The organism is Lentilactobacillus dabitei (assembly GCF_019061365.1).
GTDB lineage: Bacteria > Bacillota > Bacilli > Lactobacillales > Lactobacillaceae > Lentilactobacillus > Lentilactobacillus dabitei.
In genome coordinates this window covers 1-13,661 of record NZ_JAHPPD010000075.1, presented here as the reverse complement: position 1 = coordinate 13,661, position 13,661 = coordinate 1, and the positions used below count along the sequence as shown (strand labels likewise).

14 protein-coding genes and 1 other annotated feature are annotated in these 13,661 nt (G+C 40.7%); of the genes, 11 read left to right on the top strand and 3 right to left on the bottom strand.

Annotated elements, in window-relative coordinates; genetic code table 11:
• Window positions 1-198: 198 nt before the first annotated feature.
• Complete coding sequence (gene adhP, locus KTE19_RS10665; RefSeq protein WP_217165372.1) at window positions 199-1,215, bottom strand: alcohol dehydrogenase AdhP; 1,017 nt, start codon at window positions 1,213-1,215, stop codon at window positions 199-201.
• 278 nt (window positions 1,216-1,493) lie between these two features.
• On the opposite strand from adhP, the gene KTE19_RS10660 reads away from it, so the two are divergent.
• Complete coding sequence (locus KTE19_RS10660) at window positions 1,494-2,180, top strand: response regulator transcription factor (RefSeq protein WP_217342263.1); 687 nt, start codon at window positions 1,494-1,496, stop codon at window positions 2,178-2,180.
• A complete protein-coding gene (locus tag KTE19_RS10655) occupies window positions 2,177-3,745 on the top strand; it encodes a HAMP domain-containing sensor histidine kinase (protein WP_217342262.1) in 1,569 nt (522 codons plus the stop codon). Before KTE19_RS10660 ends, KTE19_RS10655 begins: the two co-directional genes overlap by 4 nt.
• A 57-nt stretch (window positions 3,746-3,802) precedes the next feature.
• On the opposite strand, the gene yidC is transcribed toward KTE19_RS10655, so the two are convergent.
• Window positions 3,803-4,846 carry a membrane protein insertase YidC gene (gene yidC / locus KTE19_RS10650; protein WP_217164050.1) on the bottom strand — a complete coding sequence of 348 codons (1,044 nt, stop codon included), beginning with the start codon at window positions 4,844-4,846 and terminating at the stop codon, window positions 3,803-3,805.
• Between the two features lie 70 nt (window positions 4,847-4,916).
• A complete protein-coding gene (locus KTE19_RS10645) occupies window positions 4,917-5,201 on the bottom strand; it encodes an acylphosphatase (protein ID WP_430673530.1) in 285 nt (94 codons plus the stop codon).
• A 54-nt stretch (window positions 5,202-5,255) separates the two neighbouring features.
• Between KTE19_RS10645 and KTE19_RS10640 the strand changes: the two genes are divergently transcribed.
• The 9 genes from KTE19_RS10640 to KTE19_RS10600 all read left to right on the top strand — a co-directional run bounded on the left by KTE19_RS10640 (window position 5,256) and on the right by KTE19_RS10600 (window position 13,607).
• Complete coding sequence (locus tag KTE19_RS10640; RefSeq protein WP_217164052.1) at window positions 5,256-6,023, top strand: TrmH family RNA methyltransferase; 768 nt, start codon at window positions 5,256-5,258, stop codon at window positions 6,021-6,023.
• Between the two features lie 71 nt (window positions 6,024-6,094).
• The gene (locus tag KTE19_RS10635; RefSeq protein WP_056982650.1) at window positions 6,095-6,601 is read left to right on the top strand and encodes an HD domain-containing protein; all 507 of its coding nucleotides are present in this window, start codon (window positions 6,095-6,097) and stop codon (window positions 6,599-6,601) included.
• Between the two features lie 28 nt (window positions 6,602-6,629).
• Window positions 6,630-6,980, top strand: coding sequence for a winged helix-turn-helix transcriptional regulator (locus tag KTE19_RS10630; protein WP_217164054.1), 351 nt, complete (start codon window positions 6,630-6,632; stop codon window positions 6,978-6,980).
• Between the two features lie 37 nt (window positions 6,981-7,017).
• Window positions 7,018-7,241 (top strand) — a binding site (T-box leader).
• Window positions 7,242-7,288: 47 nt separating this feature from the next.
• Complete coding sequence (pheS, locus tag KTE19_RS10625; RefSeq protein ID WP_217164056.1) at window positions 7,289-8,338, top strand: phenylalanine--tRNA ligase subunit alpha; 1,050 nt, start codon at window positions 7,289-7,291, stop codon at window positions 8,336-8,338.
• 4 nt (window positions 8,339-8,342) lie between these two features.
• Complete coding sequence (gene pheT, locus KTE19_RS10620; protein WP_217342261.1) at window positions 8,343-10,754, top strand: phenylalanine--tRNA ligase subunit beta; 2,412 nt, start codon at window positions 8,343-8,345, stop codon at window positions 10,752-10,754.
• 44 nt (window positions 10,755-10,798) lie between these two features.
• A complete protein-coding gene (gene mltG / locus KTE19_RS10615; RefSeq protein ID WP_217164060.1) occupies window positions 10,799-11,926 on the top strand; it encodes an endolytic transglycosylase MltG in 1,128 nt (375 codons plus the stop codon).
• 24 nt (window positions 11,927-11,950) lie between these two features.
• Window positions 11,951-12,625, top strand: coding sequence for a uridine kinase (gene udk / locus KTE19_RS10610; RefSeq protein ID WP_217164062.1), 675 nt, complete (start codon window positions 11,951-11,953; stop codon window positions 12,623-12,625).
• A gap of 20 nt (window positions 12,626-12,645) precedes the next feature.
• The gene (gene greA / locus KTE19_RS10605; RefSeq protein WP_217342260.1) at window positions 12,646-13,122 is read left to right on the top strand and encodes a transcription elongation factor GreA; all 477 of its coding nucleotides are present in this window, start codon (window positions 12,646-12,648) and stop codon (window positions 13,120-13,122) included.
• A 173-nt stretch (window positions 13,123-13,295) separates the two neighbouring features.
• Window positions 13,296-13,607 carry a HesB/YadR/YfhF family protein gene (locus KTE19_RS10600; protein ID WP_217164064.1) on the top strand — a complete coding sequence of 104 codons (312 nt, stop codon included), beginning with the start codon at window positions 13,296-13,298 and terminating at the stop codon, window positions 13,605-13,607.
• The last annotated feature ends 54 nt before the right edge of the window (window positions 13,608-13,661 follow it).

Here is a 13,661-nt window from a genome sequence, read left to right as displayed (position 1 = left end):
TTATTCTAACGAGAAACAAAAAATCTGTCATCAGTAATAGATAAAATCTATTACCAACAACAGATATTGTAGAACCAAAATTTGGATTAGAGCGCTCCATGACGCAAACTACGAATTAGTGCAGCCCCCACAATATAAAAAAGGCGCCAACCTTTAACTGGTTAGCGTCTTTCTAAAGATCTTCTCAATAGACAGTCATTATTTAGTGAAATCAACGACCATCCGGCCAACAATCTTGTTAGCTTTCATTTCGTCAATGATGTCATTTACTTCGTTTAAACGACGAGTGTGAACGATTGGTTTAACTTTACCTTCAGCACCGAATTGGAAGGTTTCTTTGAGGTCTTGACGGGTACCAACTAATGAGCCGGCAACTTGAATACCATCAAGAACAGTCTTATCGATGTTAAGAGCCATGTCACCTTTAGGAAGGGCAACGGCAACTAATTTACCATCTGGACGCAATGCGTTAACTGAAGTTGTGAAGGCATCAGTCGTTACGGCAGTAATTTGAGCATTGTGAACCCCGCCAACCTTCTTTTGGATCTGTTCAGCAACATCTGGATCATGACGGTTAATGGTGATATCAGCACCATTTTCCTTAGCAGCAGCCAGTTTTTGTTCATTACCATCAACGGCGACAACGTGGGCACCAAATACATTGTGGGCATATTGAACGGCTAAGTTTCCGAGACCACCACAACCAACAACTTCAACCCATTGACCTGGACGGGTTTCACCGACTTTAAGAGCCTTATACATGGTAACACCAGCACACGTTAATGAAGTTGCTTCAACTGGGTCAAGACCTTCAGGTACCTTAACTGCGTAGTCAGCAGGGACGATAACTTGTTCAGCCATTGCACCGTCAACCGTGTAGCCAGAGTTTTGAACGTTGCGGCAAAGAGTCTCACGACCAGTTGTACAATATTCACAGTGACCACAACCTCTGTAGAACCAGGCGATTGAAACTCGATCACCAATCTTCAAATTGTCAACGTCGTCAGCAACCTGGATAACTCTTCCGACGCCTTCGTGACCAATGATTCGGCCGGGAACCTTACCAAAGTCGCCAGCGGCAACGTGAAGATCCGTGTGACATAATCCACAATATTCAACCTTAACTAATGCTTCACCTTCATGAATTGGTCGTAAATCTACATCTTTAATATCAACATATCCATCAACTGGATCGCGTACAACAGCTGCTTTCATCTATTAATCATCCTTTTTGTAATATATTTTCAAACAAGTACATTATAAGCAAGCTAGCAATGATATTCAAGTGAAAAAGTACACAAAAATCAAAAAATGAAAAATATTTCCAGAAAATGTAAGCCTTTTAGGTGAATAGACCAAAAAAGACCAAAAAAAGCCTAAAAGGTCAAACTTAATGACTATCTGTTTCATAATTATGGTAAAATGAGAGTTATGTTAAAATATTTCAATAGATATAATAAAGAAACTAATACACTTAGGAGAGCTGATCATTTATGAGTCGAATTTTGATTATTGAGGACGAAAAGAATTTGGCGCGCTTCGTCGAACTCGAATTAAAGCATGAAGGATATGATACTCAGGTTGAGTTAAATGGCCGAACTGGGTTACAAGCAGCGTTGGATGATAATTTTGACGTTATTCTGTTGGATCTGATGTTACCTGAACTAAACGGAATGGAAGTTGCTCGTCGTCTTCGGGAAAAGAAAAACACACCAATTATCATGATGACTGCCAGAGACTCTGTCATTGATCGAGTTTCTGGCTTCGATCATGGGGCTGATGATTATATTGTTAAACCATTTGCGATTGAAGAACTATTGGCAAGAATTCGGGCATTGCTTCGTCGGATTCAAATAGAGAACGATCAACAAAAGAGCAATAAAAAGTCAGTGACCTTCAAAGATTTAACGATCGAAAAGGATAGTCGCATTGTTCGTCGCGGCGATGAAGTCATCAATTTAACCAAGCGTGAGTACGAACTTCTTCTAACATTAATGGAAAATGTTGACGTTGTTCTGGCTCGAGATGTCCTGCTAACCAAGGTTTGGGGATACGACTCCGAAGTTGAAACCAATGTTGTTGATGTTTATATTCGATACTTACGTAACAAAATCGATCGTCCCGGTGAGAACAGTTACATTCAGACTGTCCGAGGGACCGGGTACGTGATGCGTTCATGAGTTTTTCCAAATCAACAGGGACCAAAGGTAGGCGATCGTTAAAGTGGAAGTGGGCTTTTTTCACTTCTCTTGGTGTTTTGGCAATCGTGTTAATTTTTTCCGTTGTGCTCTTTAATCGATTTACAAACGTCTTGCTGCAACAGGAAAAAATTCACATTGATAATACCTTAACGACCGTTTCGTCACGACTATCTAATTATGAATCACCACTGAGTAAAAAAGATGTCGACCATTACTTGCAGCCAAGTATCACAAAGGGTGAGAGTGCAGCGACAAATGGTCAGTCGGATTCTGATAATATCTATTCGGATTCGCTGATTGTTAATTTTTCCCGTGATAATATTCTCGTTAATATTTATGGTACTGATAAAAAGCAGCTCTTTAAATCCCGAAATGATCCGGTAACCTTTCACTCGGCTGACAAGCGTAAAATCATGACGACTACTTTTCAAGGAAAAAAGGAGTTAGTCGGAATTGAGCCATTGTTGTCAAAAAAGAACGGTTCGTTAATTGGTTATGCCCAGGTGACCGACAAGTTAGGTGATTATCGACGAACAACTGGCAAATTGCTTGCCATTTTAGCAATTTTGGTCGTTATTTCAGTCATCGTGGCAATGATGTTTGCTTATCTACTTGCGGCTGAAATGCTTCGACCGATTAATGAAATTCAAGACACAATTAATAAAGTCAAGACTGATCCTGATTCTGACGCTCGGGTTCCCGATTTAAAAACGAATGATGAACTGGCTGACCTGGCTGATTTATTAAACAGTATGCTGGATCAGACCCATCGGTATATTGACCAGCAACAGCAATTTGTTGAAGATGTTTCTCACGAATTGCGGACACCGGTGGCAGTTATTCAGGGCCACATCGAAATGCTTCTCAGATGGGGTAAGGACGATCCTGAAGTGCTCTCTGAGTCGCTGAAGGCATCTCTTCAAGAAACTAAACGAATGAAGAGCTTAGTAACAGAAATGCTTGATTTGTCGAGAGCTGAGCAGATTGAGATCAACTATGGTGAAGAAATTACCAATGTTAATGAAGTTTTTGCCCAAGTGTACAATGACTTCAAAATGATTCATCCTGATTTCACCTTTACCTTTGACGATGATACGGATAAGAGCATTTACGTTAAGATTTATCGGAACCACCTTGAACAGGTCTTAGTTATTTTACTTGATAATGCAATTAAGTACTCCACTAAGCGAAAAGAAGTCCACCTGTCATTATCGACCTCGATGTCCAAGGTCAATATTGCCGTTCAAGACTTTGGCGAGGGAATTTCCGAGGAAGATAAGCAGAAGGTCTTCAATCGGTTCTACCGAGTTGATAAGGCTCGCAGTCGTGATAAGGGCGGTAATGGGTTAGGACTTTCAATTGCCCATCGATTAATCGAAGCTTATCATGGAAATATTTCAATCGAGAGTTCTTTAGGCTATGGCTCTATATTCCAAATTAATCTACCAATCATGACAGATATGCCAACAGAAGATGAATTAGGCGATCAGCCAACAGACAAAGATTCTTCTGAATCAGCAAATGATTCAAATTCAAAAACATAAAATAAACGAGTAATTCGACTTTTCCAGACGAACTACTCGTTTTGTTTTTGTGGATGATTACTTATGATGCCGTTGCTGTTTGCCGGCATTCCGTTGCTTGCCCACATTACGTTTGTTGCTGTTGGTTGGTTTAGATGCATCGCTCTTTGGAACAGAAGATTGAGGTTGATGCTGGCTAGTCTGCTGTTTCCCAGCGTTACGCTGCTTGCCTGAGTTTCGTTGACGATTACGATTGTGTTCGGTTTGAACTTCAGAAGGCGTCTGAGGTTCCGGTGCAGCTTTTGGTAATAAGTCTTCGACGGTGACCTTTTGGCGGCCTTCCATTTCTTTAGCAATATTCTTGCGAATCCTGGGTCGATACAAATTGATGATCAATGTTTGCAAACAAGCAAACAACCCACCAATAAAGAAGTAAATTCCAAGACCGGCTGGGGCGTTCATGGTGAAGAACAAGATCATCACTGGACTCATTAACATCATCATGCCCATTTGCTTCTTTTGAGCCTTCGGAGTGCCCAACATTGCAATATATCCTTGTAATAAGTAGGATAGGAATGAAAGAATTGCTAAAAGTAAACTGGATTGTCCAAGTCGAATGCCCATGAAAACAGTGTGAGAAAGTTCAGGTGAGTATCGAATCGCAAAGTAAAGTGCGGAGAAGATGGGCATTTGAATCAACAGTGGCAGACAACCAATTCCACCGGTCATTGAAATACCGTTCTTCTTGTATAGTGCCATCATTGCCTGGCTGACTGCAGCCTGTTCTTCTTGGGTCTTAGCCGCCTTTTGCCGCTTCTGGATTTCTGCCATCTGTGGTCTGATCAACTGCATTTTTTCTTGCTGGATGGTAGAGGCTTTAAGCTGACGAATCATAATTGGTAACAGGAACATTCGGACAATCACGGTCAAAGCGATAATGGCCCAGCCATAACTGCCGACAATTTGGGCGATTGCTTCCATGACCGATTGTGCTGGTCGAGCTAGATAATCATAGACGATCCCATAAGGCTTTCCCGATTTGGTTGTTTGAACACAGCCACTCAATAGAACAGCCAAACTGGCTAAAAGTCCAAGGGTCGATAAGTGCTTGAGTTTTTTCATTTGGTAAGACCTTTCTTAATTTAGTACATAAACAAGAGTAATGTTACTCGATTATGACTGACATTTCAATTTAATATTTCACATCAAACCCCTTATAATCAAAATTGGTTATATAATTGACGTCGACGTGATTAATTTTTGCATAGGGAGTCGGTGATTTTTTGATCTGGCTGATAAATTTGTTGAGGTCAGATTCTGACCCAGTTGCAACTACTTCAACAGAGCCATCAATCTGATTTTTGACCCAGCCCGAAATGGTAAGAGATTGGGCAAGCCGGATTGTGGACCACCGGAACCCGACACCTTGAACTCGTCCAAATACAGTCATTTTCACAGATTTCATATGATCGTTCATATTTAGCACCACCCAAAATTCGTTTTATTATATAGGAAAATATAGGAGAAAATTATGGAAAAAATTACTTCAAATCAAAATAACAGAGTGAAAGAATGGAAAAAGTTACAAGCTAAGAAGGGCCGGACAAAATCAGGAGAATACATCATTGAGGGCTGGCATATTGTTGGTGAAGCAATTCGTCATCAAAAAGAAATCTTAGCCCTAATGGTGACTGATGAAGACTTCTTAGATCAATTAGAGTTTGATGATACTAAAGTACCAGTGTATTTGATTACTCCAGAAATTGCCAATCATATTTCTTCAACCGAAACCCCCCAAGGAGTCTTTGCTGTACTGAAAACTGAGGATTATCATGAATCGATTCCTAGTGATTTAATTGGTGCCTGGTTGCTATTGGATAATATCCAAGATCCAGGTAACATCGGTACCATGGTTCGAACTGCGGATGCTGCTGGTGTGAGTGGCGTTGTCTTTGGCCGAGGAACCGCTGATATTTATAATCCCAAGGTTGTCCGGGCAATGCAAGGCAGTCAATTTCACATGCAGCTTTTTAGCGGTGATCTTCTTGACTGGTTAGTGGCATTGAAGAAACAGCAAATTCCGACATACGGAACTGAATTGAATGATCAGGCTGTTTCTTACGCTAATGTGACGCCAACCCAAACATTTGGTTTAGTCATGGGAAATGAAGGAAATGGGGTTTCACCTGAAATATTATCTTGGACTGATCAAAACTTGTATATTCCAATGAAGGGTGAGGCAGAATCATTAAATGTTGCCGTTGCAACCGGAATTTTGCTTTTTCATTTGTTTAAATAAAAAACAATTTAATTGATCTTTCTTACAATACCATGTATTATAGCAATTAATAAAAGGTAAAGGGGAATTACATGCAAAAGGATGAATGGAAAAATGATTCCGAGTATTGCGCAATAGTTGCTGATTTGTTGGCGAATGATACTGTCAAAAAATTAGCAAATTACAAACAACATCATCATTCAACCAGGTTAGAGCACTCTTTAGCTGTGTCTTTTGATAGTTATAAGATTGCTAAAAGACGTGGCTTGGACTATCGGGCAGTTGCGCGGGCAGGACTCCTTCATGATTTGTTCTTCTACGATTGGAGAACAACCAAGTTTGACCTTGGTTCTCATGCATTTGTTCACCCACGAGTTGCCTTAAGGAACGCCGAAAAGATCACCAAGCTTTCTCCAATTGAAAAGGATATTATCCTCAAACACATGTGGGGGTTAACACTTGCTAGACCAAAGTATGAAGAAAGTGTTATAGTTTCTTTAGTAGATGATTACGAAGCGGTTCATGAATTCATGAGCCCTGTTAAGGTCAAGTATGATGACTTTAAGAATCGTGTTCATCGGATTTCAACCAGCAAGTAACCATTTTTGATTAGATTGGGGGGATATTATGAAACAAGCCGTTGGGTTGGAAGATGAAGTTCATTATTATCTTTGTCCTAAATTTGAAAAGACTTTTTCGTTTCTTGGGAAGAAATGGAATGGTCTAATTATTGATGTTCTCTTGCAGGAAGGTACCATGCGTTTTCGGGAACTGGCAAGACAAATTCCAAAGTGCAGTGATCGCGTTCTGGTTGAGCGTTTAAGAGAACTGGAACAAGATGGTATTCTTGACCGTCATGAGTATCCGGAATCATCCTTAATTGAATATTCGTTGACAGAACAAGGAGAAGAATTGGCACCAATTATGCATTCAATTCATTCTTGGTCTGAAAAATGGTATGCAAGCTTGAAAAAGTAGCTTGACCATTTTTTTATTTTAGCTTATTATTCATTAACGTAATGTGTTTGAGAAAAAAGTAGTAGGTTATGGCTTTATCCAGAGACTCTGTGGTTGGTGTGAACAGAGTAAAGTCGTTTCACGAATTCATTTTTCGAGCTGAAATTGGGAGTTATCATTTAATAACGAAAAATTTCCGGTAGTCACCGTTAAAGATATATTAAGTGTGTCATTCTGTTCGAATGGCAAATTAGGGTGGTACCGCGTTGCTTCGTCCCTTTGTGGGCGAGGCTTTTTTTGTGCTTAAAAATAAACTTTGGAGGGATACTATGTCTTTACGGGATAAATTGTCCGAGATTAAAGAAAAAGGACTGGCTGATATTGGTCAGACCGATGATTTAAAAGCGTTAAATGAGATCAGGGTTCATCTACTCGGTAAGAAAGGCCCAATTACCGCTGCGTTACGCGGGATCAAGGAATTGACGCCAGAAGAACGCCCGGAAGTTGGAAGTTATGCAAATAAAATTCGGGATGCGATTACTGAGGCTGTTGCACAACACCGTGATCAACTGGAAACCATTCAGCTTAACAAGCAATTGGCCGCTGAAAAAATTGATGTGACGCTGCCTGGCAAGCCGGTTGCTCAAGGTCAACCACACGTGATTCAACAAATTATTGACCAAATCGTCGATCTCTTTTTGGGAATGGGTTATGAAGTTTTGACTGGTCCTGAAGTTGAAGAGGATAAGTATAACTTTGAAATGATGAACTTACCTAAAAACCATCCTGCAAGAGATATGCAGGATACCTTTTATTTGAGTAAGGAAATCTTAATGCGAACGCAAACTTCACCTATGCAAGCCAGAGCACTTGAGAAACATGATTTTTCCAAGGGACCTTTGAAGATGATCTCTCCTGGGATTGTCTATCGTCGAGACACGGATGATCCAACCCATTCTCATCAATTTCATCAAGTTGAAGGGCTGGTTATCGATGAACACATCACAATGGCGGACCTCAAGGGTACGTTGATTACCATGGCGCAGAATATCTTTGGTGATAAGTTTGATATCCGGTTGCGGCCAAGCTACTTCCCATTTACCGAACCTTCAGTTGAAGTTGATGTCACCTGTTTTAACTGTATGGGTAAAGGTTGTGACGTTTGTAAGCACACAGGCTGGATCGAAGTTTTAGGTGCCGGAATGGTTCATCCAAATGTCTTGAAAATGGCGGGCGTAGATTCAGATGTTTACGGTGGATTTGCGTTTGGTGTCGGCCCCGATCGATTTGCAATGCTTAAATATGGTGTGGACGATATCCGAGACTTTTATTTGAATGATGTCCGCTTCTTAAATCAATTCAGTAAGAGGGGTAATTAACATAATGAAAGTATCTTATAATTGGTTAAAACAGTACTTAGATCTTAATATGCCTGCCAAGGACTTAGCTGAAAAGATCGAACGAACTGCCGTTGAGGTTGATTCAGTGACCATTGCAGAAGATGGCCTCAAAAAGTTAGTGGTTGGCCACATTTTATCGATGAAGAAGCATCCAGAATCCGACCATTTACACATTTGTTCAGTTGATGTGGGTGAAGATGAGCCGCTCCAAATTGTTTGTGGCGCTCCCAACGTGGATGCTGGTCAAAAGGTCATCGTGGCTTTGCCCAATTCTCGCATTGGCGGTAACGTCAAGATCAAACGTTCAAAGATGCGGGGCGTTGAATCAGAAGGAATGATTTGTGCGCTCGATGAAATTGGTTTTTCAAAGGATGTTGTTCCAAAGGAATGGGCGGACGGAATTTATGTATTTGATGATGATGTTCCAGTTGGTGAGCCGATCTATCATTATTTAGGAATGGACGATCCAATTATTGACTTGGATGTCACCCCAAACCGTGGTGACATGTTAAGCATCATTGGAACCGTTCATGATCTTGCTGCAATCTACGATCAGAAACCAGAGATCAAAAAGCCGAGTGTAGAAGAAGATCAGTCGTTAGATGCTAACGCTGAAATCAAGGCCACCGCAGATTCCGGTTTAGCTAAGGCTTACAAATTGCGGGTTGTCGAAGGCGTTAAAATTGCCCCAAGTCCAACTTGGCTTCAAATTACCTTATGGAACGCTGGCATTCGGCCAATAAATAACGTTGTTGATGTGACTAATTATATTTTGTTGAAGTATGGACAGCCACTACATTCATTTGATAAGGATAAAATTGATGGCGACATTGTGGTTCGCAATGCTAAAAAGGGTGAAAAACTGGTTACTCTGGATGAAGATGAGCATGAATTATCCCCAGATGACATGGTTATTGCCGATAATGATCAGCCGATTGCCTTAGCAGGTGTCATGGGTGGCTTTAACACCCAAATTGATGATGATACGCAGAATGTTGTCATTGAATCGGCTATTTTTGATTCTTTCCACATTCGAAAGACTGCCCAGAGGCATGTATTGCATTCAGAGGCATCACAACGATTCGAAAGGGGAATTAATCCAGATGGCGTTGAAGATGCTTTAAACGAAGCCGTAAGCATGATTAAACAGTTAGCAGGCGGTAAGATCGCCCAGGGAATTGTGACTGCAAGCGAATACCATCCGGAATTACCGGTTATTTCAATCACGGCTGAGCGAGCCAATCATGTTCTTGGGACTTCACTGAAGCTTGAAGAAATCAAGCGCATCTTTGATCGACTTGAATTTCCGAGTGTTGAACACGGAGATACACTGGCTGTGACGGTGCCTGCCCGCAGATGGGATATTCATATTGATGCAGACTTGTTTGAGGAAGTTGCCAGAATTTATGGCTATGATAACCTGCCAGTTACGTTACCAACTGGTCGCCAAACAATTGGTGTTTTAACATCTACACAACGTCTGCAGCGAGCTTCCCGCCAAATTCTGGAAGGAATTGGTCTCACTCAAGCCATTTCATATTCATTAACAACTGATGCCAAAGCCAAGATGTTCTTGATGCGTGATTCTGAACCAACTAAGTTGCTTTGGCCCATGACCCAGGATCACACGACATTAAGAATGAATCTGGTATCAGGCTTGTTGGATGACGTTGCATACAACCACGCCCACAAAGTAGACGATGTTTCTCTTTACGAAACTGGTCGGGTATTTTACAAAGATTCTGCTGACCAAATTAGGCCTGAAGAAGTTGAACATGTCGCTGGTGTCATTACGGGTAACCTCACCGACCCTGCTTGGAACAATCACGTCAAACCAGCTGACTTTTACTTAATGAAGGGCATGGTCAATCAGTTTATCGTAAACCTTGGGATTAAAGGTGAAATTGCATATAGTGCAACTGATCAATATCCGGAGATGCATCCCGGCAGGACAGCCAACATTTCAATCCATGGCCATAATGTGGGCTTTGTGGGTCAAATTCATCCCCAAATCGCCAAAATGTTTAAGATCAAAGAAACTTATGCCTTTGAATTGAACATGCAGGCCTTAATCGATTTACCAAAGAATGACGATCAATATCAACCAATTGCCAAGTATCCTTCAGTGAAACGAGATATTTCAATGATTGTTGATAGTGAAACAACCAACGATGAAATTGTGGCTGTTATGAATAAACGTGGCGGTGCTTATCTTTCGGCAATTCGTTTATTTGATGTTTACGAAGGTGAAAACGTTCCTGACGGTAAGAAGTCAATGGCCTACTCATTAACTTACGTCAACCCTCGTGAAACGCTTAAAGACGAAGTGGTCAATGCAGCCTTTGAAAAGATTAAAAAACGGTTAACAGCTGACTTAAATGCGGAAATTAGGTAGTTTCGAACTTATAATGAAGATGTATGTAGAAGGAGGAGCTTCCGATGAGCAATAACTCAAATCAACGAACTCCAAAGCCCAATCGAAGCCTTGGGCGCAGGATCATTATTTCCGTCATTACGTTAATTGTTATCTTAGCCGTTACAATCGGATTTATGGGTTACCATTTTTTCCAAGAGGCATTACGACCGTTAAATCCTCAGGATACCGCCGTCAAGCAGGTTCACATCCCGCTTGGGGCATCCAATAAACAAATTGGGTCTATTTTGCAAAACAATAAAATTGTCAAAAGTGGCATGGCTTTTGACTATTATGTCAAATCAAACAATATGGCTAATTTCCGGGCTGGCTATTATCAGCTGACCCCGGCCATGAGTCTGAAAAAAATTGCGGTCAGACTACAACAAGGTGGAACTGATCAACCAATCCAAAGCACGAAAGGAAAATTATTAGTCCGCGAAGGATTGAATATTGATCAAATTGCCAAGCAAGTTGCTGCCACAACTGATTTCTCAGAACATGATTTCATTTCACTGATGAAGGATAAGGCTTTCATTCGCCAGTTGGCTAAACGTTATCCTCAGTTGCTGGCATCTGCGATGAAGTCACAAGGTGTTCGTTACCGCTTAGAAGGGTATTTGTATCCTGCAACTTATGAGGTTAAGAAGAACACATCACTCAAAGCATTAGTTGAGCAAATGGTTGCCAAAACTAACCAAGTGTTGATGCCATACTATCCAAAGATCAAGAAATCCAAAATGACCCTTCAAGAATTTATGACTTTGGCATCTTTAATTGAGCGTGAAGGCGTCAACCAGACTGATCGGCGAAAGATGGTCGGCGTATTTCTGAACCGAATTCGGATTAATATGCCAATTCAGTCAGACATTTCCGTTCTGTATGCAATTCACAGAAACAATAAGACGTTAACTGCCAAAGATTTACAAGTCGATTCACCTTATAATCTTTATGTGAATGCCGGCTTTGGCCCGGGACCATTTGATAGTCCAAGCATCAGTTCCATCAGCGCCGTGCTGCATCCATTGGACCGGTCAAAGGATTACTTATACTTCTTTGCCAATACTAAAACGCAAAAAGTTTATTACTCAACAACGTATGCTCAGCATCAGGAGCAAATTGCCAAGCACTCACCAAGTAAGAAAGACAAGTAATGTAATTGAAAGGGATATTATTTAATGACGACTCCAGATAAACGACCGGTCGTCATCGGCGTAACCGGTGGCTCGGGTAGTGGTAAAACAACTGTTAGCCGAAAGATTTTTGATCAACTTTCAAACTATTCAATCATGATTTTGCAGTTGGATTCCTACTATAACGACCAATCCAATATGACGATGGCTCAAAGAAAACAAGTGAATTATGATCACCCCAATTCATTCGATTATGACTTATTAGTTAAACAGCTAACTCAATTATTGCACTATCAACCGATTGAAAAGCCCGTGTATGATTACAATCTGTTTACCAGAAGTGATCAGACAATTCACCAAGATCCTCGAGAAGTCATTATTCTTGAAGGCATTTTGCTACTTGACGATCAGCGATTACGTGATTTAATGGACATTAAAGTCTTTGTTGATACGGATGATGATATCAGATTAATTCGGCGGATTGAACGTGATACTAAAGAGCGCGGTCGATCATTAGATAGTGTGATTAACCAGTATCTGACAACTGTTAAACCAATGTATCATCAATTTGTTGAACCAACTAAGCGCTATGCTGATATCATTGTTCCCGAGGGTGGCGAGAACCAAGTTGCCATTGATCTCTTGACAACGAAGATTCGGTCTATTTTAATGAAACGTGGTAACAAACAAATTAACAATAATATCGATTCTACAATTTAATCGATCAAAGGAGAATACCAATGGCTGAACAAGAATCATATCCAATGACTGAAGAGGGCCGTGATAAGCTCAAAGCAGAGTTGGAAGACCTGAAAGTAAATCAACGACCAAAAGTGGTCGAACGAATCAAGATTGCCCGGAGTTACGGGGATTTGTCCGAAAATTCTGAATACGAATCTGCTAAAGACGAACAGAGCATGTTAGAAAGCCGAATTAATACAATTGAGCATATGCTACAATATGCTCAAATCATTGACTCCAATGCCAGTGAAAAAGATGAAGTGACAGTTGGTAAGCATGTCACTTTCAAAGAATTACCCGATGAAGAGCCTGAAACTTATCAAATCGTTGGTGCTGCGGAAGCTGATCCAATTTCTGGCAAGATTTCAAACGATTCACCAATTGCCAAAGGATTGCTTGGGCATAAGCTGAATGAAGAAGTTGTCATTCAAATTCCCGCAGGAAATATGAAAGTGAAGATTTTGAAGGTTGAGTAGGTTAACCTTTCATTTCACAAAGTAAATCAATAGTTAAAAAAGCTTGAGCAATATAATCCTTGCTCAAGCTTTTTTGTAACCCAATCACGCCATTCAAAAGGTTTGTGAAATTCAATGACGATGATATACTAAAAGCGTGGCGATTTCGAATTTGATTAGGAGTGTGACTCAAAATGAAGATTGAGGTTACGGATTCAGCCAGTAAATGGTTCCAACGAGAAATGGGGCTGGGAAACGGAAACGGGGTTCGTTTTTACGGAAAAGTATACGGAAAAACGCCGGTTCATGATGGCTTTTCGTTAGCATTGGCAAGGGATGATGATCCTGAGAAAGTGTACACAAAAACCAATAAAGATGGCATTAACTATTTTGTTGACGAAGATGACCGTTGGTTCTTTAAAGGGTATGACTTAAAAATCGATTTTGATCCAAAAAAGGATCCAGAAAATGTCGTTTACACCTACGAAGCTAACGGTGAACTTTAAACAACTACCAAAAGTGCCAGTGGCCTTGAAGACAATTGCGTCTCCAAGGCCACT